Source organism: Deinococcus depolymerans, from assembly GCF_039522025.1.
Lineage (GTDB): Bacteria > Deinococcota > Deinococci > Deinococcales > Deinococcaceae > Deinococcus > Deinococcus depolymerans.
The window spans coordinates 133,520-157,883 of record NZ_BAAADB010000004.1 but is presented as its reverse complement, the minus strand read 5'-3'; the positions used below and the strand labels follow the sequence as shown (position 1 = coordinate 157,883).

The following is a 24,364-nucleotide window of genomic DNA, read 5'->3' as shown; positions in this document are numbered from 1 at the left end:
CCCCCGGGTCAGGAGGACTGTCCGGCCATGAACACGGCGTCCAGCAGCTCGTAGCGGCTGAAGGGTTTGCTCAGGAAGCCGCGGGCGCCGAGGGTCATGGCGCGCTCGCGCAGGCGGTCCTCGCCGGAACTGGTCAGGACGATCACGGGCGGCGCGTCCGGCACGCCATGCAGGACCCGCAGCAGCTCCAGCCCGCTGTCGCCGGGCAGGAACAGGTCCGTGATGATCACGTCCACGCTGCCGAGGTCGAGTTCCTCGAGGGCCTCCTCGACGCTGCCCACCTCGATGGGCTTGTGGCCGCCCTGCTGCAGGATGTGCCGGATCAGCAGGCGCATGCCCGGCGCGTCCTCGACGATCAGGACGTGCTTGGAGGGCACGTGGCCGAACAGCGTGACGTTGGCCGGCAGGTGCGAGGTCACCGGGACGCTCCGTCCGGCGGGAGCGCGAAGGCCCGGTCGAGCATGGTCAGGGACAGTAGTTCCCGCACGGCGGGACTGGCGCCGCTCAGGCGCAGGGTGCGGCCCTCGCGGCGGCGGTCCTTGAGCGCACCGACCAGGGCCGCCAGGGCGCTGGAATCCATGAACGGCACGCCGCTCAGGTCCACGCTCAGGTCACCGGGGGTGGCGGCGGCGTGCCGGGCCAGCGCGGCGCGCAGGTCGGCGGCGTTCTGCGCGTCCAGCCGTCCGGCGAGGTTCAGGTGAGGTCCGTCGGCGTTGTGACTCAGTGACATGACAGGCAGGGGGTCCTTTTTCTGGAAGGGGCGGAGGGGACGGCGGGGCGCTCAGGGGCCGCCTGGCGGCGTGGGCGCCGGGGCGCGCAGGCGCAGGGTCTGTCGGTTGAGCGCTCCCTTCCTCGCATAATGCCACTCCCGCGCGCAGCGGCGCACGATCAGCAGCCCGTACCCGTGTTCGCGCAGTTCCCCGCCGCCGCGTTCCTCGGCGCGGGTCGGGTCGAAGGGCGCGCCGTCGTCGGTGAGGGTCAGCAGCAGGTCGTCGCCGCTGGCGTGCAGGCGCAGGTCCACGCTGCTGGCCCCGCCGTGCCGGACGGCGTTCACGACGAGTTCCGTGACGGCCAGTTCGGCCGGCATCAGCGCCGGGTGGCCGGGGGGCAACGCCGCGCGCAGCGCCTCGCCCACCTGCGGCAGCGCGGCGAGGTCGCCGGGCAGCCGGCAGTGGACGCCGGGCGCGGCCGGGTCGCGCTGCAGGGTCAGCAGGGTCAGGTCGTCCGTGACGGTGTAGTCGCGCAGGGCGCGCAGGGCCTCGCCGTTGAACGCGCCGGGCGCGGCGGCGGCCGCCAGGGCGTTCAGGCGCTCCAGGCCGAAGGGAACGCCGCTGGCGTCCTCCGCCTCGAACAGGCCGTCGCTGTACAGCAGCAGCGCGTCGCCCGGGTGCAGCCAGACCCGCTCGAATTCGACGTGCAGCAGCGGGAACGTCCCGATGGGCGGGGCGCTGGCGCGGATGTCTTCCAGGCTGCCGTCGGCGCGGCGCACCAGCACCGGCGGGTGGCCCACGTTGAACACCCGCAGCGCGCCGTCCGGGCGGACCTGCACGGCCGCCAGGGTGCAGAAGGCCCCGGAGCGTTCCAGGTGGTCGTGCAGCGCCTCGATCAGCGCGTCGTTCAGGGCGGCGCTGCGCACGGCGACCGTGAAGGACGTGGCGAACATGGCGGTGATGATCGCGGCCGGCAGGCCCTTGCCGCTCACGTCGCCCACCACCAGCCAGTCGCGTTCCTGGAACTGGAAATCCCCGCCGAAGTCGCTGGCCGGCTGGCTGTGCAGGTTCAGGTGGTACCCGGGAGGGCTGACCAGGGTCTCGGGGGCCACGGCCCGCCACACCGCCTGCGCCTGCTGCCGGTCGCGCTGCTGCAGGGCGTGCCGTTCGGCCGCGCGGCGGGCGCGCTGCGCCTCGAGGGCCGCGTCGAGCAGCTTGGAGAGCGTCTCGATCAGGCTGCGCTCCCCGGCCTGGAACTGCCGTTTGCCCCACATGGCCACCCAGCCGTCCACGCAGGGGATCAGCAGCACGGCCGTGGGCCGCCAGGCGTCCATGAAGGGCGCGCCGGTGTGCATGGCGCCGGTGGGCAGCACGGTGGGCCGCCGGGGGGCGGGCCGGTCGCGCAGCCAGCCGGGCGCGCCGCTGATCCAGCGGCCCCCGAGTTTCAGGGCGGCGCGCGGCGTGTTGATCAGCGTGGCGGCCTCCTGGACCAGCGCGGCGGCCTGCTCCTCGCTGGCGAGGGCCAGGGCCTGCGGGATCAGGCGGTGCAGGAACACCAGCTGGTCGCTGAGGTCCGCGACCTGCTCGAGCAGTTCCGTGAACAGCGCGGCCTGCGGGTCGTCCTGGTCGCCGGTGGCCGTGAGGGCGGGCACACTCACGGCGGGCCTCAGGCGGTCCGGATGGGCAGCAGGCCGTACAGGCCGGTGATTTCCATGGCGAGCCGCACGGCGTCCTGCACGTTCACGATCTCCACGCTGGCCGCCTGTTCCCGCGCCGAGCGCACCAGTTTCACCAGGGCGGCCAGGCCGCTGGAGTCCATGAAGGTCACGCCCGCGAGGTCCAGGGTGGTGTGCGGCGCGAGCGGCTGGGCGGCGCCCAGGAAGGCCGGCACCTGGTGGGCGTCCAGCCGGCCGCTGAGGTGAATGAGGCGGGCGGCGTCGGTGCCGCGCTGCTCGATGTTCAGGTCCACGGGGGGACGGTTCATGCCTGGGCCTCCTGGGCGGGGGTGGGGGTGGGCGCGCGGCCCGTGAGTTCCTCGAGGTGAAGCAGGTACCAGTCTGCCACGTCCGCGAGCGGAAGGCCGGCGGCAACGCGCCAGTTCGCCTCGCCGAGCGCGGCGGCCTGCCGGGGGTCGCCCAGCACGCGCCACAGGGCGTCCGCGAGGCTGTCCGGGTCCTCGGGCGTGAAGAACTCGGCGCGGTAGCCTTCCTCCTCGATCAGGTCCGCGAGGTCCCCGATGCGGGGCATGACGGCCGCGCGGCCGAACTCGCCGGCCTGGTGCAGCACGCCGCTGCTGCCGGTCGTGGCACTGTACGGGAAGGCGACGACCGTGCAGTCGCTGAACACGCCCGGCACGTCCTCCTCGGCGACGTAGCCGGTGAAGGTCACGTTCGGCACGTCCGCGCAGGCGCGGCGCACGCCGTCGAGGTACCCGGGCGCGTTGGGCGTGTCGCTCCCGGCGATGACCAGGCGGGTGCGGGGGTCGCGCAGCAGCAGGCGGCGGTGCGCCTCGATCAGGACCTCCACGCGCTTGTACGTGCCGAACTTCCCGAAGGTCATGACCGTGGGCACGTCCGGGAAGGGGCGGGGCGGCTGCGGCACCTGGAAGGTGCCGTGCGGCGCGAGGAACACGTTGCGGGCGCCGTACCGGTCACGCAGCAGTTTCACGTAACGGGGCATGGTGGTCGCCACGAGGTTCGAGCCGAGCAGCGCCCGCGTGAACACCCGCCCGAAGGTGCGCGTGACGGCCGTCTTCACGGGGTTCCCGCCGAACCCGGCGCGGTCGAGGTCCACCGTCTCGAACAGGTTGTGCAGCAGCGTGACGCTGGGCGTGCCGGTCAGGCGCGCGAGCAGCGGCGTCAGCAGGCCGAGCGCGGCGGGCACGCGGCGGTCCCCGAAGCTGGCCATCTGCAGGTTGAAGATCACGGCGTCCGGGCGGGCGCGGCGCAGCGCCAGCAGGATGCGCGCGGCGCTGAGCGGATCGTTGAACTCCCAGATGCGCCGCACGTTCGGGGCGTCCTGCGCGGCCAGTTCCGGGGCGACGCGGTCGGCGAGGATGGTGACGCGGCGCACCTCCTCCTTCTCGGACAGCACGCGGGAGAGGTGCAGGCCGTACTCGTTGAGGCTGCGGCGGCCGGGCGGGAAGGCGGTCACGACGGCGAGGTGCATGGGGTCTCCGGGGGCGCGTGCGGGGCGGGCGTGCAGGCGGCGCAGGGCCAGCATGTCCTTGAGGAACTTCACGGAGTCGCGCAGCGGGTCGACCTTGCTGTCCGGGGCGTCCACCCAGCGGACCGGGACTTCCGTGACGCGCAGGCCGTCGCGCGCGGCGAGGTACAGCAGTTCGAGGTCGAAGGAGAACCCGTCGAGCGTGCCGCGCCGGAACAGGTCGTGGGCGACCTCGCCGCGCAGCAGCTTGAACCCGCACTGGGTGTCCTCGGCGGTCACGCCGGTCACGGCGCGGGTCACGCGGCGCAGCGCGCCGGACACGGCGCGGCGCACCGGGCTCTTGCCGGTCTCCTCGGCGCCCTCGGCGGCGCGTGACCCGATGGCGATGTGCGCGCCGGCCCGCACGGCCGCGATCAGGCGCGGCAGCTCCTCGATGGGCGTGCTGTTGTCGGCGTCCGCGAACAGCACGAGTTCCCCGCGCGAGGCGCGCACGCCGCGGCGGACCGCGCCGCCCTTGCCGGTGTTCGCGTGCCGGATAACCCGCAGGTTCGCCCAGCCGAGACTCTCGACGAGGTCGGCGGTGCCGTCGCGGCTGCCGTCGTCGCTGACGATCAGCTCCCAGGGTTCACCGGCCGCGCTGACGGCCACGGCGAAGGCCGCCAGGGTCGGCAGGATCCGTTCGGATTCGTTGTAGGCGGGAATGACGATGCTGAGCGTGACGCGGTCCAGGGGCCGGGCACGCCACTGTTCAAAGGCGGGGTAGGACATGAGGGAACCTCCGGGAGAGCAGGGCGGGAGCGGCGGTCAGGATCAGGGTGAGTTTCCCGGCCAGGGCGGCCAGGGCCAGGGTCCGGGCGTCCGGAACGAGCAGCGCGGCGCAGGCGGCGGTGACGGCCGTCGCCGTCAGGTACGCGCCGGCCACGCGCCACAGCGCGCCGGCGCCGCCCGCCGCGAGCGCGTGGTTCAGGGCGGTGGCGGCCAGCGCGAGCAGCAGGGCGCCCGCGGCCGTGAGTGGCAGCAGCGGCGCGGCGTCCACGCCGCCACCGAAGGCGAGCCGGGCGCTCCAGTCGGGCGCGAGGGCCAGCAGCAGCGCCGGGAGGCCCGCGACGAGCAGCGTGGCCAGCAGCGCGCCGCCCAGCAGCGGCGTGTGCGGCTCCCCGGCAGCGGCGCGCCGCGCGACGGCCGGGAACGCCGCGACCTGCACGGCCCACCCGGCGAAGAACACCACGCGCGCCAGGGTGGCGGCGGCGGCGTAGGTGCCGGCCGCGTCCGGCGGGAGCAGCGCGCCGGCCAGCAGCACGTCTCCGTACAGCAGCGCGCTCTGGGCGGCCGCGACGACCGTCAGGGCCACCTTCCCCTCGGACGCGGGGCGGTCCGGGGTGACAGGCCGCCCGGCCGGGCGGGGCCGCACCACCGGCAGGGCCAGCAGCAGTCCGGCGAGGGTGGCGGTCACCGGGGCGGCCGGGCCGGGCAGCGCGGAGAGCAGCGGCAGGGTCAGCGCGACCTTCGCGCCGTGCTCGACCAGCAGACTCCAGCCGAACGCGGCGGCCCGGCCCTCGCGCTGCGCCGCGCCGCGCCACGCGCCCAGCAGCACCAGGGCCGGCACGGTGAGCGCGAAGGCGGCCACCCACGCGACCGGGACGCCGGTCCGTGGGCCGATCAGCGGGGCGAGCAGCAGCAGCAGTCCGCCGCTCAGGGTGCCGGCGCGCAGGGCGGCGCGGGTGTTCGCGCCGTCCGCGCGGCGCGCCGTGGCCTGCTGGAAGGCGATGGGCAGCGCGGCGGTCAGCATGAACAGTGAGGTGAAGGCCGCGAAGGCCGCGTAGCCCGGCAGGTCCAGCCACCGGCCGAGCAGCAGGGTGAAGGCGTAGTTCAGGGCGCTGCTGCCCAGCACGGCCAGCAGACTCAATGCGCCCTGAATGGATTCGGCCCGGCTCCTCATGAGGCTCATGGTGACCGGGCGGTCCTTACCCCCTTCTTTCAGAGGGAGGGGGCGGGCGTGAAGATCCTCACCGGGCCGGGGTTTCCGCCCCCGACATGAAGACCGCGCCGGGGCCGGCGGACACCGTCCCTGCCCTCATACGGACGCCGATTGAACGGCTCTGTAAGCCGTTCAATCCGAGCGGATGCGACTCGGAGAGCTGCCCCGCAGAGCAGGAGAAAAACGGGTTCCGGACGTGGAGCCGGCAATCCGGTGAAGTTCCGGATTGTCGGCGAAACAAACGGCAGTCCGTCTTACTCGGTGCGGGTCTGGTGGGCGCCGGCGGGCGCGCCGATGGACACCGATTTCACGTTCACGAACTGCAGGATGCCGTGCCGGCCGAGTTCCCGCCCGAAGCCGCTGTTCTTCACGCCACCGAACGGCAGGCGCGGGTCGCTCGCCACCATCGCGTTGATGAACACCGACCCGGCCTCGAGTTCCTCGGTCAGTCGGCGCTGCGCGGCCGGGTCGGCCGTCCAGGCGCTGCTGCCCAGGCCGAAGCTGGTGGCGTTGGCCAGTTCGATGGCCTCGTCGAGGCTGCCGACCCGGAAGATCAGCGCGGCGGGCCCGAAGGTCTCCTGCGTCCAGACGTCCATCTCGGGGGTCAGCTGGTCGAGCGCGGTGACGGGGTAGTAGTTGCCGGGACCGCCGGGCCGTTTCCCGCCGGTCAGGACCCGCGCGCCCTTGTTCACGGCGTCCTGCACCTGCGCGTGCAGGTCGTCGCGGATCTGCGGGGTGGCCAGGGGGCCGACGTCGGTGTCGTCCGCTTCCGGGTCACCGACCTTCAGGGCGTTCAGGCCCGCCACGAACGCCTGCGTGAAGGCGTCGTACACGTCGGCGTGCACGATGAAGCGCTTGGCGGCGATGCAGCTCTGCCCGTTGTTGATGGTGCGGGCGGTGACGGCGGTCTTCGCGGCGAGTTCCAGGTCCGCGCCGGGCAGGACGATGAACGGGTCGGACCCGCCGAGTTCCATCACGGCCGGTTTCAGCTGCGCGCCCGCCGTGGCGGACACGGCCCGCCCGGCGCCCTCGGATCCGGTGAGGCTCACGGCCCGGACGCGGTCGTCCTTCAGCACGGCCTCCACCTCTTGGCTGCCGATCAGCAGGGTCGTGAACACGCCGGCCGGGAAGCCCGCCTCGCGCAGCACGTCCTCGATGGCGAGGGCGCAGCCCGGCACGTTGCTGGCGTGCTTGAGCAGCCCGGTGTTCCCGGCCATCAGGGTCGGCGCGATGAAGCGGAAAGCCTGCCAGTACGGGAAGTTCCACGGCATCACGGCCAGCACCACGCCGAGCGGCTGGTAGGTCACGTAGGCGTCGTCCGCGTCGGTCTGCGCGGGTTCCGGGGCCAGGAAGTCCCCGGCGTGCGCGGCGTAGTACCGGCAGGCCGAGGCGCACTTGCGGACCTCCTGCCTGGCGGCCTCCAGGGTCTTGCCCATCTCGCGCGTGGCGAGCCGCGCGAGTTCCTCGACGCGCCGTTCGAGCACGTCCGCCGCGGCGTTCATCCAGCCGCTGCGCTGCGCGAAGGTCGTGCGGCGGTAGGTGAGGAAGGCGGCGTGCGCGGCGTGCAGGGCCGCCTGCACCTGTTCGGGCGTGTGGTCTGGGTAGGTGGCGATGGTCTCGCCGGTGGCCGGATTGACGCTCTTCATGCGCTCCGTTCTAGGCCTGCGGTTGGCGCGGCGGGTGTGGACGGCCTTCAGGTGACGCTGGGGGTCGGGGCGCGGCCTGGGCCGGCGCCGGGACGGGCGGGCGGAACCCGCGCAGCCGCAGCGCGTTGCTCAGCACGAACACGCTGGACAGGCCCATGGCGGCCGCTGCCAGCACCGGGTTCAGGCGCAGGCCCAGGGTGGGTTCCAGCACGCCGGCCGCGACCGGGATGAGCAGCACGTTGTACGCGAAGGCCCAGAACAGGTTCCCGCGGATGTTGTTCAGGGTGGCGCGGCTCAGGGCGACGGCGTTCGGGACGCCGCGCAGGTCGCCGGACATCAGGATCACGCCGGCGGTCTCGGCGGCGACGTCGGTGCCGGTGCCGATGGCGACGCCCACGTCCGCCTGCGCCAGGGCCGGGGCGTCGTTGATGCCGTCCCCGACGAAGGCGACCTGCTGACCTCCGGCCTGGAGTGCCCTGACGGCGGCGCTCTTCTGGGCGGGGTGAACCTCGGCGCGGACGTCGGTGATGCCCAGCTGCCGCGCGACGGCCTGCGCGGTGCGGGCGTGGTCGCCGGTGATCATGACGACCCGGCGGCCCGCGGCCTGCAGCGCCCTGACCGCCTCGCGGCTGCCGGGCTTGATGGGGTCGGCCACGGCGAGCGCCGCGATGAGCTGGCCGTCCACGGCGGCGTACAGGGGCGTGCGGCCCAGGTCGGCGAGCGCGTCCGCCTGCTTCGCGAGGGGCGTGACGTCCAGACCCAGGCGCGTCATGAGCCGGTCGGAGCCGATCTGCACGGCCCGGCCGTTCACGGTCGCCTCGATGCCCTCGCCGGGCAGGGCGCGGAAGGCACTGGCGTCCGGCAGGTCCAGGCCCTCGGCGCGGGCGGCGGTGACGATGGCCCGGGCGACCGGGTGTTCGCTGCCGCGTTCGGCCGCGGCGATCAGGGTCAGGGCGGCGGCGCGGTCCTGCGCGCCGGTCAGGATCAGGTCGGTGAGTTCCGGGCGGCCCAGGGTCAGGGTGCCGGTCTTGTCGAGGGCGATCACGTCCGCGCGGTGCAGGGCCTCGAGGGCCGCGCCGCTCTTGAACAGCACGCCCAGGCTCGCGGCGCGGCCGGTGCCGACCATGACGCTGGTGGGCGTGGCGAGGCCCATCGCGCAGGGGCAGGCGATGATCAGCACGGCGACGGTGTTCACGAGCGCGTGGCTGAGGCCCTGCGGGCCGCCCAGCAGCCACGCCAGGAAGGTCAGGGCCGCGACGACCAGCACGGCCGGCACGAACACCGCGACCACGCGGTCCGCGAGGCCCTGGATGGGCGGTTTGCTCGCCTGCGCGTCCTCGACCAGCCGGGTGATGCGGGCCAGGGCGGTGTCGGCGCCGACGTGCGTGGCGCGGAAGGTGAAGCTGCCCGTGCCGTTCACGGTGCCGCCTGTCACGGCGGCGCCCGGCGTCTTGTGCACGGGAACGCTCTCGCCGGTCAGCATGCCCTCGTCCACCCAGGAGTCCCCGCCCTGCACCTCGCCGTCCACCGGGACGCGCTCGCCCGGCCTCACCAGGATCAGGTCGCCGGTGCGGACCTCGCCGGTGGGCACGTCGAGTTCCTGACCGTCCCGCGTGACGCGGGCGGTGGTGGGTTGCAGGCGCAGCAGGGCGGTCATGGCGGCGCTGCTGCGGCCCTTGGCGCGGGCCTCGAGGACCTTGCCGAGCAGGATGAGCGTGATCACGACGGCGCTCGCCTCGAAGTACACGTGCGCGGTTCCGGCCGGGAACAGGCCGGGCGCGACCGTGACGAGCAGCGAGTACAGGAACGCGGCGCCGGTGCCGATCATGACCAGGGTGTTCATGTCCGGGCTGCCGTGCCGCAGCGCCGACCAGCCCAGGCGGAGGAAGCGGCGGCCGGGACCGAACTGCACGGGCGCGGCCAGCAGCAGCATCAGGAGGTTCAGGCCGCCCTCGCCCAGGGTGCCGGTCAGGGCCATGTGCAGCGGCATCCACAGCATGGGCAGCATGGCGAGCAGCAGCAGCGGAACGGCGAAGATGGCGCTGAGGCGCAGGTCGCGTTCCAGGCTGCGTTCGTGTTCGCTGCGGGCCGCCTGTTCGAGGGACGCGCGGTCGGCCGCGCCGGACCCGCCGGGGGGCGGTGCGGTCAGGACGGTGTACCCGGCCTGCTCGACGGCGGTCTTCAGGTCGGCGGGCGTGGCCGCGCCGGGCAGGTACGTGACGCGGGCGCGTTCGGTGGCGAGGTTCACGCTGGCGTCCAGCACGCCGGGCAGGCGCTTCAGGGCGCGCTCGACGCGGGCGGTGCAGGCGGCGCAGGTCATGCCCTGCACGCTGAGTTCCGCGCTGGCGGTCAGCGGTTCGTATCCCAGGTCGCGGACGTGCGCGCTCAGGTCACGCAGGCTGGTCTGCGCGGGGTCGAAGGTGACGGCGGCGCGTTCGGTGGCGAGGTTCACGCTGGCGCTCTGCACGCCGGGCGCGGCGTTCAGGCCCCGTTCGACGCGGGCCGAGCAGCTGGCGCAGGTCATGCCCTGGACGGTGAACTCGGCGGCCTGCGTGGTGGGGGGGGTGGGCTGACTCACGGGGGACTCCTCGGGAACGGTCAGGGGGTGCGGATCGGGGGGAGGTCTGGGGGTGGGCGAGGCCGTGCTGCACAGGGCCGTTCCTGGGCAGGGGCCTGACCGGCGGGTTCCTGACACCCGTCCCGCCTGTAACCCTCCCCGGGGGGGTATGCGATCAGCATAGGCCGGGCGACGGCCGACTGCAAGCGCCCTCCACTCCGGCCGGCACCCGCCCCGCAAGACGCTCCGACCATTCATGCAGGTCACAGGCACGGGCGATGAGAAGCCGCTGAGAGCGCGGGACGACAGGGCAGCGCCGGGCTACCCACACCGGCCCGAGCGGGGCCACACGTTCACCCGTCGCCCGGCAGGCGGGACGGACGGCGCGGGGCATTCAAAACAAATTGACAGCCCCCCAGGGGGGGGATACCATCAGGGCATGAAGACCGAACTGACCGTCACCGGCATGACCTGTGGCCACTGCCAGAAAGCTGTCCAGCAGGCACTCGCCCGCGTTCCCGGGGTGGAAACGGCCGAGGTGGACCTCGCGCGCGGGCTCGCCAGCGTCACCGGCACCGCCGATCTCGAGCGCCTGATCCAGGCCGTGACCGAAGAAGGATACGCCGCCCAGCCCGCGCACGGCGCCTGAGATGACCACCCGCCCCCTCCGGCGCCCGGCCGCCGCCAGCGCCGTTCAGGACGCCGGCTGCCACGCCGGGCCCGACCACCTGTGCATGCCCGAGGACGCCCGCAAACGCGCCGCCCGCCGGCTGAACATCGCGCGCGGGCACCTCGACGCGATCGTGCGGATGCTCGACGACCCGGACGCCTACTGCGTGGACGTGCTGCGGCAGATCAAGGCGGTGCAGGGCGCGCTGTCCGGCGCGGGCGAGGTGGTGCTGCGCGGGCACCTCGAGGCGCACGTCGCCACGGCCAGCACGCGCGGCGACAGCGTGGAACTCGTCGAGGAACTCATGGAAGCCCTCAAGTACACCTGATACGGACTCCGATTGAATGGGCTTTGCAGCCCATTCAATCCGAGCGAAGCGAGTGGGAGCAACACGGGTTCCGGACGTGGAGCCGGCAATCCGGTGAACTTCCGGATTGTTGGCGAAACAAACGGAATCCGTATGATACGGACTCCGGCTGCCACGGCTTCACCACCGACCCGGTCGCGCGTCACAGTTGACACTTCCGGTCAACTGATCTAGAGTCACCACCGACTTCCCAGCGAGGTCACCTTTATCCAGAGTCGGCGTGAGGTCACTGGACCACGGACCGCCGCAGCAACCAGCCCTCATCACGGCGGGTGCTTTCCAGCCCTGCGTGCCCCAACGATGACCACGGGCCGCAGAACGGGTAAAGGAAGGGTGTACCCAGCCGCGCGCCGATTCAGATCACGCCGTCCCCTTCCGAAGCGAACAGCCCAGGAAGGGGACGGCGACTGTGCCGTTCCCTCCGCCTCACCCACGGAGGTCCGTCATGACCCACCCAGCCAGCCCGGCGCTGACCTTCACCAGGGTCCGCCGCACGTACCCCGGCCAGACCCAGCCGGCCCTGAACGACCTGACCCTCAGCGTGCCGCGCGGCAGCCGCACCGGCATCATCGGCCGCAGCGGCGCCGGCAAGAGCACCCTGGTGCGGCTGATCAGCGGCCTGGAACACCCGGACGCCGGGCAGATCCACCTGCGCGGCGAACCCCTGACGCCCGCCACCCGCGCCGCGCACCAGGCGCGCACCGGCCTGGTGTTTCAGCACTTCAACCTGCTCGCCCAGCGCACCGCGCTGCACAACGTCACCCTGCCACTGGAACTGCGCGGCGTGCCCCGCGCCCGCCGCGAGGCGCTGGCCCGCGAGCAGCTGCGGCTGGTGGGGCTGGGCGGCCTGGAGGACCGCTACCCCGCGCAGCTGTCCGGCGGGCAGAAACAGCGGGTGGGGATCGCCCGCGCGCTGGTCACCGACCCCGACCTGCTGCTGGCCGACGAGGCCACCAGCGCCCTGGACCCCGAGACCAGCGCCGGCATCCTGAAGCTGCTGCTGGACCTCCAGCGGGAACGGGACCTGACCCTGCTGATCGTCACGCACCAGCTGGAGGTCGTGCGGGCCGCCACCACGCACGTCGCCGTGCTCGACCGCGGGCAGCTCGCCGAGTACGGCGAGACCGGCGCGGTGCTGCGCAACCCGCGCCACGAGGTCACGCGCGCCCTGCTCGACGCCCACCGCCCGCAGGTGCCGCTGGCCACGCACGAGACCCTGCGGCATCTGACCCTGCCGGACCTGGGAGCCGGGACGCTCGCCAGCCTGTCACGCCAGGGCGCGCGGATCGTGCAGGCCGAGGCGCACCCGCTGGGCGTGGACGTCTGGCTGGCCGTCCCGCACGGCGGGCACCTGACCGTCCCGGACACGGCGGTCAGCGGGGTGAGCGCGTGACCTGGGCGGCGCTGTGGCCGCTGCTGTGGCAGGCGACCCTGGAGACCCTGTGGATGGTCGTGCCGTCCGCGCTGACCGCGCAGCTGCTCGGCACCGCGCTGGGGGTCGCGCTGACCCTCAGCCGGCCCGGCGGTCTGCACCCGCACGCCCCGCTGTTCCGGCTGCTGGACGCCGCCGTGAACGTGGGACGCAGCCTGCCGTTCATCATCCTGCTGGTCCTGCTGATTCCGTTCACGCGGCTGCTGACCGGCACCAGCATCGGCTCGACCGCCGCGATCGTGCCGCTGACCGTCGCCGCGATTCCCTTCGTGGCGCGCCTGGTGGACGGCGCGCTGCAGGGCGTCCCGGTCGGCGTGGCCGAGGCCGCCCGCGCCATGGGCGCCACGACCGCCCAGACGGTCACGCGGGTCCTGCTGCCCGAGGCGCGCCCCGCGCTCATCCAGGCGTTCACGGTGATGGCCGTCAGCCTGATCGGATACAGCGCCATGGCCGGCGCGATCGGCGGGGGCGGCCTGGGTGACCTCGCCATCCGGTACGGCTACCAGCGCTTCGAGACGGGCGTGATGACCGCCACCGTGCTGGCCCTGCTGCTGCTCGTGCAGGGCGTGCAGTGGGCCGGGGACCGCGCCGCGGCCCGCGCCGACCACCGCTGAGCGGCCCTTTTCCTGACCTTCCTGACCGTCGGTTCCGGTCACGCCCGGCCCGGAACGCCAGGGGGCGGCGCCGCCCCTGCCCGCAACCCGCCCGCAACCCGCCCGCGACCCACCGCGCCCGGACCGGTCCGACCGGCCTCCCCCGCCACCCGAAGCCCCCCCCATCCCTCCAAGGAGTGACTGATGCCTGCCCCGACCCACGTTCCCGTCCGTTCCCGGCCCGCCGTCCACCTCGCCCTGCTCACGACCGCCCTGCTGGGCAGCTCGACCGCCCTGGCCGGCACGCTGCGGGTCGGCGCGACCCCCGTACCCGCCGGGGAACTGCTGGAATTCGTGCGCCCGGTGCTGGCGCGCCAGGGCGTCACGCTGGTCATCCGTGAATTCAGCGATTACGTGCAGCCGAACCTCGCGCTCGGCGATGGCAGCCTCGACGCGAACCTGTTCCAGCACGAACCGTACCTGAATGCCTTCCAGGCCGGGCGTCCGCTGAACATCGTCCCGGTGCGCCGCATCTACCTGCCGCCGCTGGGCCTGTACTCGAAACGGGTGTCGAAGGTCACGGACCTGAACACCGGGGCGACCATCGCCATTCCGAACGACCCCAGCAACGGCGCGCGGGCGCTGCTGCTGCTCGAACGGGCCGGCCTGATCCGCCTGAAAACCGGCGTGGGCGTCCGGGCCTCCGTGGCGGACATCCGCAGCAACGTCCGCCGCCTGAAGTTCCGGGAACTGGAGGCCGCGCAGCTGCCCCGCTCGCTCGCGGACGTGGACGCCGCCATCATCAACACCAACTACGCCCTGGAAATCGGCCTGAACCCGGAACGGGACGCCATCTACCGCGAGGGGCAGGGCAGCCTCTACGCGAACGTCCTGGCCACCACCCGCGACAAGGTGAACAACCCGGACCTGAAGAAACTCACGGCGGTCCTCACCAGCCCCGAGGTCAGGGCGTGGCTGCTGCGCAAGTACGGCGGCAGCGTCATTCCCGCCTTCTGATTCCCGCCTTCTGATTCCCGCGTTCCGCTCCCCTCGTTTTCGCTTCACCCACAAGGAGTTCCCATGCGTCACCTGATTCTGTCCGCCCTGATCCTCGGCAGCGCCGCCTCCGCCGGCACCCTGCGGGTGGGTGCCAGCCCCGTCCCACACGCCGAGATCCTGAACTTCGTCAAGCCCCTCCTGGCCCGCCAGGGCGTCACGCTGGAGGTGCGTGAGTTCACGGACTACGTGCAGCCGAACCTCGCGCTGGCCGACGGCAGCATCGACGTGAACTTCTTCCAGCACGCGCCGTACCTCGCGGCGTTCCAGAAGGACCGGCCGCTGGGCCTCGTGACCGGCGCGAAGATCCACGTGGAACCCATCGGCCTGTACTCCCGGCGGGTCAAGAAACTCACGGAGCTGAAGACCGGCGCGACGGTCGCCATTCCCAGCGACCCCAGCAACAGCGGCCGCGCGCTGAAACTCCTCGAACGGGCCGGGTTGATCCGCCTGAAGGCCGGGACCGGCACGAACGCCACGCCGCTCGACATCCGCAGCAACGTCCGCCGCCTGAAGTTCCGCGAACTGGAGGCCGCGCAGCTGCCGCGCGCGCTCGCGGACGTGGACGCCGCCGTCATCAACACCAACTACGCGCTGGACGCCGGACTGAACCCCCTGAAGGACGCCCTGACCCTGGAAGGCGCGAACAGCCCCTACGCGAACCTGCTCGTCGTGAAACCCGCCACCCTGAAAAACCCCGACTACCAGGCGCTCGTCAGGGCCCTGCAGAGTCCGGCCACGCGCCGCTTCATCCTGAACACCTTCGGCGGCGCGGTCGTGCCCGCCTTCTGATACGGACTCCGATTGAATGGGCTGCAAAGACCATTCAATCCGAGCGGATGCGACTCGGAGAGCTGCCCCGCAGAGCAGGAGAAAAACGCCCCTCCGGACGTGGAGCCGGCAATCCGGTGAAGTTCCGGATTGTCGGCGAAACAAACGGCAGTCCGTATGATCCGGCGGGCCGGAGGGGGGGCTCCGTCCGCGGGCGGCCCTCAGCGCTCGCCGGGGCGGGCCGCCGGGCGGGGCCGGTCGGGTGCGGGCGCGTCCGGAAGGGCCGGGTGGGCGTCCATGTGGGTGAGGAACACCTCGACCACGTGCGGGTCGAGGCCCTGCCCGGCCAGGCGGCGCAGTTCGGTCAGGGCGTCCGGGACGCTCCAGGCGGCCTTGTAGGGCCGCGGGCTGATCAGCGCGTCGAACACGTCGCAGACGCTGAAGATCCGGGCGAGCAGCGGGATCTCCTCGGCCTGCAGTCCGTCGGGGTACCCGGAGCCGTCCCAGCGTTCGTGGTGGTGGCGGATGACCTCCAGCGCGCGGGGACTCAGGCCCGGGATGTGCCGGGCGAGGTCCTCGCCGGCGCCCGCGTGGGTGCGCATCAGTTCCCATTCCTGGTGGTCCAGCGGACCGGGTTTGAGCAGCACGGCGTCCGGGATCTGCACCTTGCCCAGGTCGTGCAGGTACGCGCCGTCCCGCAGGGCGGCGAGGTCCTCGCCGGTCAGGCCGAGGTCCTGCCCGACCGCCTGGGCGAGACGCAGGACCCGCTCGGTGTGGCCGCGCGTCTCGAAATCCCGGACTTCCAGGGCGCGGCCCAGCGCGAGCAGGATGCCGTCACGGCCACTCTCGACCGCCTGGATGCGTTCGGCGCGTTCGATGGCGGTGACGCTCTGCGCGGTGATGGCGCGCGCCAGTTGCGCGTCGTCCTCACCGAAGGGTTCGTGGCGGATGACGACCAGCACGCCCAGCAGCCGCTCCCGGCTGAACAGCGGGGCGAGCAGACCGGCGGCGCCGCGCACCGAGTGCGTGCCCACGGACCGCGGGTCCCGGTTGAGGTCGTTGACGCGGATGACCTCGCGCGCGTTGACCGCCGTCCATGACAGCCCCTGGCCGCGCGGCAGCCGCAGGTGACTGACGGTCTCGTCGAACCCGTACAGGCCGCTGGACACCAGGGCGTCGCTGTCGGGGTCGTACTGCATGTACACGGACTGCAGCGCGTCGAGGAGCACGTGCGACATGGAGTTCATGGCGCTGAGCACGGCCGGCATGTCACGCGCGTCGCGCAGCGCTCCCGTGATCTGCACGAGCGCCTCGAGTTCATGGGTGCGGCGGGCCTCGCGGGCCCGGCGGGCGCGGCCGGCGAGCAGCAGCGACGCCTGCGCCGCGAAGGTCACGGCGAGTTCCTGGGCGGAGGCGTCGAAGGCCGCGCCCGGGGTGAAACGGTCGAGGTTCAGGAACGCGATGACGTGCCCGTCGTCGGTGATGGGCACGCCGAGCGTCTCGCAGATGTCCGTGAGGCGCCACTGATCGCCGCGGACCTGCGCGCCGCTGTTCAGGGCGAGTTCGGCGGCGTGCTGCGCGGCCGTTTCGATGGCGTAGCCGCGCAGCACGCGCGGCTGCCCGCTGATCCAGGCGGCGTCGTTCAGGGCGTACCAGGCGCGCTGGGCGCCGGGGGGGCAGCGGTCGCCGAGCAGGGCGTCGTCGAATCCGATCTGGGCGCGCATGATGAAATCACCGGCCTCGACGACGTACAGGCTGCCGCCCTGCACGTCGGGCACGCCGTCGCAGGCGGCGCGCAGCAGCGCGTTCCATTCGGCCGGTCCGAAGTCACGGTCGGGTGCCTGTTCCAGGACGCTGCGCAGCGCCTGCCACGGGCCGCGCGGCGCGGGGAGGGTGGAGGGCAGCGCGGGCGGCGCGGTCAGGACCCGGTCGCGTCCGGCTTCCTTGGCGGCGTACAGGGCCTCGTCGGCCCGGCGGTGGGTGGCGGCGGGATCGTCGCGCAGGCCGTGGCGGGCCAGACCGCCGGAGAGGGTCACGGGTGGGGCGGGGGGGCGTTGCCGGGCCATCTCGCGGCAGCGGTCCGCGATCTGCCGGGCGTCGTCGGGGGAGGTGCGGGGCAGCAGCGCGGCGAATTCCTCGCCGCCGATGCGGTAGGCGGTGTCCTGGGGGCGCAGGCTGGCGCGCAGCGCGGCGGCCACGCGCTTGAGGGTGGCGTCGCCCTCGGCGTGTCCGTGTTGATCGTTCACGCGTTTGAAGTGGTCGAGGTCGAGGATCAGCAGGTGGTCACCGTGTTCGATGCGGCCCAGGTCGTCGCTGAACTGACGCCGGTTGGACAGGCCGGTCAGGGCGTCGGTGTAGGCCTGTTCCCGGAAGGTGTACGAGGCGCTCAGCAGCCGCAGCCGGCTGTGCAGGGCCCAGATGATCAGCGCCATGGCGCTGACCTGCAGTCCCATGGTGGTCAGCAGGGCGAGCGGCGGGAGGGCGGGGCCGCCGAGGGCGCCGCTCAGGTGGCCGGTCAGGAAGATCAGCGGCAGGGTCCACAGCAGGCGCGGGCCGGGTGACAGGTCGATGCGGACCGCGGGGCGCAGCACGCTGGACATCAGGATCACGCCGGCACTCTGCAGCAGCACCTGCGCGGGGTGCAGGCCCGGGATCAGCGCGACGAGCAGGCAGGGCAGGGCGTACAGCGGGCCGTAGCGCAGCGTGACCAGCGCGACCGCCACCAGGGACAGACCGTACTCCTGTCCGCTGGCGTGCCCGTGCCAGGCGAGCACCACGGCGGCGCCCAGTGCGAGGGCCGCGCGCAGCAGCCGGTCGGTCGGGGCGTGGGTGGGCGGCCAGACCCGGTAGGTCTGACCGAGCGCGAAAGCGAACAGCGCCGTGAGGCCAAGGTTGCTCAGCAGGGTGATCAACACAGTGGGGGCGTCCTGCGGGTCGGCGGGAAAGGGCGGCGCGGGCCGGGGGACCGTCGGGGCCGGGACCGGACGCGTGCGGCAGGCGGGCGGGCCGTCAGGACGCGGGAATGAAACGGGGTGGCCGGGTTTCAGGATACGCTCTGGGCCCGGTGGGTCGGGAGGGGTCTGGTCGGCGGACACGCAGCCGGCCCGGATTCATGAAGGTTTCCTTCAGGCGTTCCGGGTGGCGGGTATACTCCGGGTATGCCCCCCCGTCCAGAGAAGGAGTCCGAACTCCTGAACGAGCTGCAGCGGCCGCTGCAGGCCGACAGCAGCGGTCACGAGTCCCTGCCGCTGCTGTCGGCACGCGCGGCGCTGCACGCGGCCGAGCGGGAACGCGACGAACGGCTCGAACTCTGGCAGCGGACCTCTCAGTTCCAGGCGGTTCTCTCGCCGGACGGCACGCTGCTGGAACTGAACGAACGCACCCTGCAGGCCGTCCAGCGCCCCGCCGACGAGTTGCTGGGCCGTCCGGTCTGGGAGGCGCCGTGGTGGCCGGAGGGGGGCCGCGAGGCGCAGGAGGTGCGCGGCGCGGCGCTGCGGGCCGGCGCCGGAGAGTTCACGCAGCTGGGCCTGCAGGCCACCGGACCCGACGGTCAGCTGGTGGCCGTGGACCTGAGTTTCACGCCGGTGCGCGCCCCCGCGCCGGACACCGCCGGGACGCCGGTGTGGCGGGTGATCGTGGAGGGCCGCGAGGTCACCGGGTACGTGGCCGCCGCCCGTGAGGCGCAGCTGGCGCGCGTGGCGCTCGAATCGCTGCTGGAGAACGTTCAGGACGGCATCGTCGCCTGCGACAGCGCCGGGAACCTGACGGTGTTCAACCGGGTGAGCCGCGAGATGCACGGGCTGGGCAGCGCCCCGGTGCCCCCGTCCGAGTGGAGCCGCTACTACGACCTGTACGAGGTCGACGGCGTGACCCCGCTGTCCCAGGAACGCATTCCGCTGTTCCGGGCCCTGCAGGGCGAGCAGGTGCGGGACGTGGAGATGGTGATCGCCCCGCGCGGCCTGCCCCGGCGGATCGTGCGCGCCTCGGGCGGACCGATGCTGGGACCGGACGGCGAGCGGCTGGGCGCGGTCGTCGCCATGCACGACGTGACCGCCCAGAAGCACGCGGAGGACCGCCTGCGGCACGACGTGCTGCACGACCGTCTGACGGGCCTGCCGAACCGGGCGCTGCTGGGCAGCCTGCTGGAGAAGACCATGCAGCGCTTCGAGCGGGACCCGGCACACCCGTACGCCGTGCTGTTCCTCGACCTGGACGATTTCAAGAACGTGAACGACGCCTACGGCCACCTCACCGGCGACCGCCTGCTGCTGGAGACGGCCGCGCGCCTGAAGGACGCGGTGCGCCGCACGGACACGGTGGCGCGGATGGGCGGCGACGAGTTCGCGGTGCTGCTGGACGCCCCCTGTGACGAGGTGAATGCCCGGCGGGTGGCCGAACGGCTCCAGCGGGCCATGCTGCGGCCCTTCCGCCTGCAGCGCGAGGAAGTCCGGATCACCACGTCCATCGGGCTGGCCACCGCGTCCCGGGCGTACCGGCGCCTGGAGGAACCGCTGCGGGACGCGGACACCGCCATGTACGCTGCCAAACGCAGCGGGAAGAACCGCACGGTGCTGTTCGAGCCGCACATGCACGAGCAGGCGCTGGCGCGGGTGGACACCGAACGGCAGTTGCGGGTGGCGCTGCGCGAGAAGCAGTTCGCGCTGCACTACCAGCCGGTCATGCATCTGGCGTCCGGGCGCTGCGTGGGCTTCGAGGCGCTGCTGCGCTGGCAGCATCCGCAGCGCGGCCTGCTCACGCCGGGCGCGTTTCTGGACGTGGCGGAACGCAGCGGCCTGATCGTGCCGCTGGGCGCGTGGGTGCTGCGCGAGGCGCAGCGGCAGCTGCAGGAATGGCAGGCTGCCCCGGAGCTGTCGGGGCTGTTCGTGTCGGTCAATCTCAGCGCCCAGCAGCTGGGGGTCGAGGCCGGAACGCCGGGCGACCTGCTCACCATGACCTTCCCGCCGGGCCTGCACCTCGAGATCACCGAGCACAGTCTGGCCGACACGCCCGAGGCCCTGCGCGCCATGCGGGCGCTGCACCGGCGGGGCGTGCCGCTGATGCTGGACGATTTCGGCACGGGGTTCGCGTCGCTGTCAGCGGCGCAGCGCTTCCCGGTGGGCACCCTGAAGATCGACCGGAGTTTCGTGTCGTTCCTGCCCGGCGACGCCCGGCAGACGGCCATCGTGGCGAGCGTGGTGACCCTGGCCCGGCACCTGGAACTGAACGTGGTGGCCGAGGGGGTCGAGACGCCCGAGCAGGCGCGGTCGGCGCAGGCGCTGGGGTGCGGGTTCGCCCAGGGGTTCCTGTTCAGCCGGCCGGTTCCGGCGGCGGCAGCGGCGGCGTTCGCGCGCGCCCACCCGCTGGGGGAAGACCGCCCGTTTGGGGGGCGCGGCACCTGAGGCAACGGAGCGGGGCGCGGTATGAAACAGTGAGTGGTCCATGCCTGTCCGTTGTGGCGACGCCACCCCTGTCCTACCCGACTGGAGTTCACTGCCCCCGTGTTCCTGTCCCTGATCCAGAGTCTGTTCGTGAATTTCAGCGTGCTCGTCACGCTGTCGTTCGTGATGAGTCTCACGTACCGCTCGTGGCCCCCGCCCCGCCACTGGCGGCTCAAGGGCATGCGGCTGGCGCTGACGGTCGTGACCACGCTCGCACTCGTCCTGCTGGGACCGGTCGACGAGAGCGGCCTGCGGGTGAACCTGTCGCTGGTGCCGGTCGCGGTGATCGTGCTGCGCTACGGCATGGGCAGCGGCCTGCTCGCGGGCCTGCCGGCGGCCCTGCTGCCGCTGGCGACCCCGCTGGGCAGCGGACCGCTGGACGGCGCGGCGGCCACCACGCTGTCGCTGGTGAACCTGCTGCTCGTGAGCGGCATGGCGCACCTGTTCCGCTGGGCGCTGAACATCAGTGACCCCCACGGATCACTGCAGCGGCACGCGTGGGTGGCGGGCCTGATCTTCCTGCCCACCGACCTGGGACTGGTCCTGCTGGGCGGCGATCTGGACGTGTTGCAGCGCAGCTACCTGCCCTGCCTGGCCTTCAGCGTGCTGGGGTTCTGGGCGGTGGCCAGCATGATCACGGGCCGGGTCGCCCTGCTGCAGAGCACGGACGCCTACCGGGAGCAGGCGCACCGGGACGCCCTGTCGGGCCTGCCGAACCGCCGTCAGTTCGAGCTGGACCTGCCCTTCACCGCGCCGGGAGACGCACTGCTGCTGATCGACGTGGATCACTTCAAGCAGGTGAACGACCGTCACGGTCACCCGGTGGGCGATCAGGTCCTCGCGCGGATCGGGGGCCTGCTCTCGGACGCCCTGCGCGGCCGCGACCGCGCGTACCGGTACGGCGGGGAGGAATTCGCCGTGATCCTGCGGCGCGTCCAGCACAGCCGGATCGAGGAAGTCGCGCAGCGCCTGTGCGACCTGATCGCCGCCACGCCGTTCGGGGAGCCGCTCGAACAGGTGACGGTCTCGGTGGGGGGTGCGCCGTTCGGCCTGTGGTCACGTACCCGCACGCTCTGGGACGCGGACGAGGCGCTGTACTGCGTGAAACAGGGGGGCCGCAACGGCGTGCGGATCCTGACCTTCGACCCGGCGCGGCCCCTGCGGACCGGCGGGCCCGGCGCCGCGCCCTGCGATCCCCTCCATTCCTGATCCGCACTGCGGTCGGCTCCGCCGCTCTGCCGGTGGCCCCCGGAATCTAAATGTGAAGGATGGGTGGCTCATGATTCAGCCGCGCCCGTGCCACAAGATGAGAAAGGCCCCCTGTGGTCGCCCCGCCGCCTCCTTGTTCCATCCGGTTCCCTCCTCCACTGGCGCCTGACCGGCCGAAGCCGGGTCCGGTCCTCCCCTTCCCGCCCGCCCATTCCCGCCCGCCGTGCCGACGGATTCCGCCCGCCGGGGGCGTCCTTTCCCGGTCACCGCGCCCCGGCGCCCATCAGAGTGACGCCACGCCTGCCCGAGCGCCCCGCACGCGTTCAACTCCCCGCGGTCCACCCGACTCCCGGCGCCTGACCAGCCCAGCAAGGAAGACCTCCCCCTGATGCGCCCACACCTCCGAACGCCACGCCCGCACTCCCCTGCACCGGGGGCCGGCACCCACACCCGGCGGGGTCCGTGAACCGACCCGCACTGCGGCGGCGCTGGTGGTGGAACGGCCCTCACGGCCCCGGTCAGTCGCTGCGCCTGCAGGTGGTGATCCTGCTCGGCATGCTGGCCGTGCCCACGCTGCTGGTGCTGCTGGTGGTGATTCCGGGCCTGATGGACCGGCGCTTCCGGCAGATCGAGCGGGAACAGGTCGTGCAGTACACGCAGATCGCCCGCGAGGACCTCGACACCGAGGAGCAGCGGGTGAGTCTGTTCACCCTGAACTTCAGTCAGTGGACGTCCACCTTCGACTTCGCGGCCGGCCGCAACCCCGGCTTCGAGGCCGACGCGTTCGGCACGAGCACCTTCATGGGTGGCCGGGTGGATTACGGCGGCATCACCGCGCCCGACGGGCGCCTGGTCACCGCGCTGCATCTCGACGGCGCGCGGGTGGTCGCGGCGCCGGCCACCGTCCGGGCCCTGCTGGCCCAGCTGCCGCGCCCACTGCCGGCGCAGGGCGCGCAGGGCATCGTCCTCGTCGACGCCCAGGCGTACCTGATGGCCGGCCGGCCCATCACCCGCGACGACGGCACGGGCCGGGGCGGCGTGATGCTGTTCGCGCGCCTGCTGTCGCAACAGGCGCTGAGCGAACTGATGCACACGCCCCGCACGTACACCGCGCAGCTCACCAGCCTCCCGGCCGACGGCCGCACGGCCCTGTCGTACCAGCCGCGCCAGGTGATCGGCGTGGCCCCCATCGAGGCGCCCAGCGGTCCCGCGCAACTGGCCCTGAAACTCACCATCCCCCGCGCCGTCCACCTGGCCGGACAGGAGACCCTCTGGCAGTTACGGGCGGTGATCCTGCTCGTCACGCTGGCCGCGATCCTCGCATTCACGGCGTTCCTGAACCGCCGGGTGCTGCGGGTCCTGACGCAGTACGTGGCCGACACCCAGCGGATCGCCCGGGACCCCAACCACCGCCTGGAACCCACCAACCGCACCGAACTCGGCGTGCTCGCCCGGACCATCAACGACCTGCTCGACCACCTGCAGGGCCGCGAAGCGCAGCTGCGCGAGCAGACGCTCCGCGACGAACTGACCGGCGCGTACTCCAGGGCCGGCCTGACGGAACTGCTGCAGGACGACGCCAGCGTCCGCAGCGCCCTGCTGGTCGAGGTACCGCGCCTGCAGGAACTCAGCGGCCTGTACGGGAACGCCTTCGTGGACCGCCTGATCCGCGAACTCGCCACCCGCCTCGGGAACGGCGACAGCGAACATGTGGTCGGACGCATCAGTTCCAACGGACTGGCGCTGATCACCCGCACGCCCGGCCAGATCGACCCGGTACAGATGCTCACCCAGCTCGAGGAACCCTTCGCGCTGCGCGAGGGCGAGGTGACCCTCAAGCTGGTGGCCGGCTACGCCCAGTCCGCGTACCCCGTGCCGTTCTCGGCGCTGCTGCGCCAGGCGAACCTTGCCCTGCAGCACGCGATCGACCAGCACGAACACCTGGGCATCTTCAACGAGACCATGCTGCGCCGCAGCCAGTACGGACACACCCTCGAAACGCAGCTGCAGGGAGCCGCGCAACGGCAGGAACTGTCACTGATGTACCAGCCGATCAGTGACGTGGACACCGGCCGCTGGATCGCGGTTGAGGCGCTGCTGCGCTGGCAGCACCCGCAGCTGGGCGCCGTGCCACCCAGCACCTTCATTCCGGTCGCGGAACGCAGCGGTCAGATCTACCAGCTCGGGGACTGGGCGCTGCAGACGGCGCTGCGCGAAACCCAGGCGGCGCGGGCGCTGTGGCCGGAAGCGCACGTGAACGTCAACGTCAGCCCCGTGCAACTGCTGATGCCGGACTACGCCGAGCGGGTCCTGCAGACCCTCGCGGACCTGCAGGTGCCGCCGCAGCTGCTGACCGTGGAAGTCACGGAGAGCAGCGTCATGCAGGACGTGGACCTGGCGTGCCGGCACCTGCGCAAACTGCGGGACGCCGGGGTGCGTGTGGCGCTGGACGACTTCGGCAGCGGCCACTCCAGCCTGTCGCTCCTGACCGAACTGCCGCTGGACACCGTGAAACTCGACCGTTCCTTCCTGCGGGAAGGCGCGCAGGCGACCGCGCGGGGCGCGCTGCTGCGCAACACCATCCGCCTCGCGCGGGACCTGCACCTCTCGACCGTCGCCGAGGGCGTCGAGGACGCCGCCATGCTCGCCCGGCTCAGCGATCTCGGCTGCGACTACGCGCAGGGCTACCACATCTCCCGGCCGGATCACCTGGAAGACCTGCTGTCCCTGCGCCGCTGAACGCGCGCTCCTGCTCTGCGGGGCCGCTCTCCA

General features: G+C 72.7%; 18 protein-coding genes. 9 read left to right on the top strand and 9 right to left on the bottom strand.

Annotated features, from left to right (window positions below; genetic code table 11):
- Nucleotides 1-8 precede the first annotated feature (8 nt).
- The 8 genes from ABDZ66_RS03480 to ABDZ66_RS03445 all read right to left on the bottom strand — a co-directional run bounded on the left by ABDZ66_RS03480 (nt 9) and on the right by ABDZ66_RS03445 (nt 10,077).
- Nucleotides 9-419, bottom strand: a complete 411-nt coding sequence (locus tag ABDZ66_RS03480; RefSeq protein WP_343756108.1) for a response regulator — start codon at nt 417-419, stop codon at nt 9-11.
- Nucleotides 416-730, bottom strand: coding sequence for an STAS domain-containing protein (locus tag ABDZ66_RS03475; RefSeq protein WP_343756106.1), 315 nt, complete (start codon nt 728-730; stop codon nt 416-418). Before ABDZ66_RS03475 ends, ABDZ66_RS03480 begins: the two co-directional genes overlap by 4 nt.
- Nucleotides 731-781: 51 nt before the next feature.
- Nucleotides 782-2,368, bottom strand: coding sequence for an ATP-binding SpoIIE family protein phosphatase (locus ABDZ66_RS03470; protein WP_343756104.1), 1,587 nt, complete (start codon nt 2,366-2,368; stop codon nt 782-784).
- An 8-nt stretch (nt 2,369-2,376) separates the two neighbouring features.
- The gene (locus tag ABDZ66_RS03465) at nt 2,377-2,694 is read right to left on the bottom strand and encodes an STAS domain-containing protein (RefSeq protein ID WP_343756102.1); all 318 of its coding nucleotides are present in this window, start codon (nt 2,692-2,694) and stop codon (nt 2,377-2,379) included.
- On the bottom strand, nt 2,691-4,643 hold the full coding sequence (locus tag ABDZ66_RS03460) for a glycosyltransferase (protein WP_343756100.1): 1,953 nt from the start codon (nt 4,641-4,643) through the stop codon (nt 2,691-2,693). The genes ABDZ66_RS03465 and ABDZ66_RS03460 overlap by 4 nt, the downstream gene beginning before the upstream one ends.
- Complete coding sequence (locus ABDZ66_RS03455) at nt 4,624-5,814, bottom strand: MATE family efflux transporter (protein ID WP_343756098.1); 1,191 nt, start codon at nt 5,812-5,814, stop codon at nt 4,624-4,626. Before ABDZ66_RS03455 ends, ABDZ66_RS03460 begins: the two co-directional genes overlap by 20 nt.
- Before the next feature lie 293 nt (nt 5,815-6,107).
- The gene (locus ABDZ66_RS03450) at nt 6,108-7,499 is read right to left on the bottom strand and encodes an NAD-dependent succinate-semialdehyde dehydrogenase (protein ID WP_343756095.1); all 1,392 of its coding nucleotides are present in this window, start codon (nt 7,497-7,499) and stop codon (nt 6,108-6,110) included.
- Nucleotides 7,500-7,509: 10 nt separating this feature from the next.
- Entirely contained in the window at nt 7,510-10,077 is a 2,568-nt protein-coding gene (locus tag ABDZ66_RS03445) for a heavy metal translocating P-type ATPase (protein WP_343756093.1), read from the bottom strand.
- 418 nt (nt 10,078-10,495) lie between these two features.
- Here ABDZ66_RS03445 and ABDZ66_RS03440 point away from each other — a divergent pair, with 418 nt between their 5' ends.
- The 6 genes from ABDZ66_RS03440 (at nt 10,496) to ABDZ66_RS03415 (ending at nt 14,966) form a co-directional block, all read left to right on the top strand.
- Nucleotides 10,496-10,705 carry a CopZ family metallochaperone gene (locus ABDZ66_RS03440; protein ID WP_343756091.1) on the top strand — a complete coding sequence of 70 codons (210 nt, stop codon included), beginning with the start codon at nt 10,496-10,498 and terminating at the stop codon, nt 10,703-10,705.
- A 1-nt stretch (nt 10,706) separates the two neighbouring features.
- Entirely contained in the window at nt 10,707-11,054 is a 348-nt protein-coding gene (locus ABDZ66_RS03435) for a metal-sensitive transcriptional regulator (RefSeq protein ID WP_425544395.1), read from the top strand.
- Nucleotides 11,055-11,538: 484 nt separating this feature from the next.
- Nucleotides 11,539-12,486, top strand: a complete 948-nt coding sequence (locus ABDZ66_RS03430; protein ID WP_343756089.1) for a methionine ABC transporter ATP-binding protein — start codon at nt 11,539-11,541, stop codon at nt 12,484-12,486.
- A complete protein-coding gene (locus tag ABDZ66_RS03425) occupies nt 12,483-13,139 on the top strand; it encodes a methionine ABC transporter permease (RefSeq protein WP_343756087.1) in 657 nt (218 codons plus the stop codon). The genes ABDZ66_RS03430 and ABDZ66_RS03425 overlap by 4 nt, the downstream gene beginning before the upstream one ends.
- Nucleotides 13,140-13,322: 183 nt before the next feature.
- Nucleotides 13,323-14,135, top strand: coding sequence for a MetQ/NlpA family ABC transporter substrate-binding protein (locus ABDZ66_RS03420; protein WP_343756085.1), 813 nt, complete (start codon nt 13,323-13,325; stop codon nt 14,133-14,135).
- 63 nt (nt 14,136-14,198) lie between these two features.
- Entirely contained in the window at nt 14,199-14,966 is a 768-nt protein-coding gene (locus ABDZ66_RS03415) for a MetQ/NlpA family ABC transporter substrate-binding protein (RefSeq protein ID WP_343756083.1), read from the top strand.
- A 200-nt stretch (nt 14,967-15,166) separates the two neighbouring features.
- On the opposite strand, the gene ABDZ66_RS03410 is transcribed toward ABDZ66_RS03415, so the two are convergent.
- The gene (locus ABDZ66_RS03410; protein ID WP_343756081.1) at nt 15,167-17,857 is read right to left on the bottom strand and encodes a diguanylate cyclase domain-containing protein; all 2,691 of its coding nucleotides are present in this window, start codon (nt 17,855-17,857) and stop codon (nt 15,167-15,169) included.
- Between the two features lie 246 nt (nt 17,858-18,103).
- On the opposite strand from ABDZ66_RS03410, the gene ABDZ66_RS03405 reads away from it, so the two are divergent.
- The 3 genes from ABDZ66_RS03405 (at nt 18,104) to ABDZ66_RS03395 (ending at nt 24,331) form a co-directional block, all read left to right on the top strand.
- The gene (locus ABDZ66_RS03405; protein WP_343756078.1) at nt 18,104-20,344 is read left to right on the top strand and encodes a putative bifunctional diguanylate cyclase/phosphodiesterase; all 2,241 of its coding nucleotides are present in this window, start codon (nt 18,104-18,106) and stop codon (nt 20,342-20,344) included.
- 99 nt (nt 20,345-20,443) lie between these two features.
- Nucleotides 20,444-21,592 (top strand): GGDEF domain-containing protein, encoded by a 1,149-nt coding sequence (locus tag ABDZ66_RS03400; RefSeq protein WP_343756075.1) that lies wholly within the window; start codon nt 20,444-20,446, stop codon nt 21,590-21,592.
- A 462-nt stretch (nt 21,593-22,054) separates the two neighbouring features.
- Complete coding sequence (locus ABDZ66_RS03395) at nt 22,055-24,331, top strand: putative bifunctional diguanylate cyclase/phosphodiesterase (protein WP_343756073.1); 2,277 nt, start codon at nt 22,055-22,057, stop codon at nt 24,329-24,331.
- The last annotated feature ends 33 nt before the right edge of the window (nt 24,332-24,364 follow it).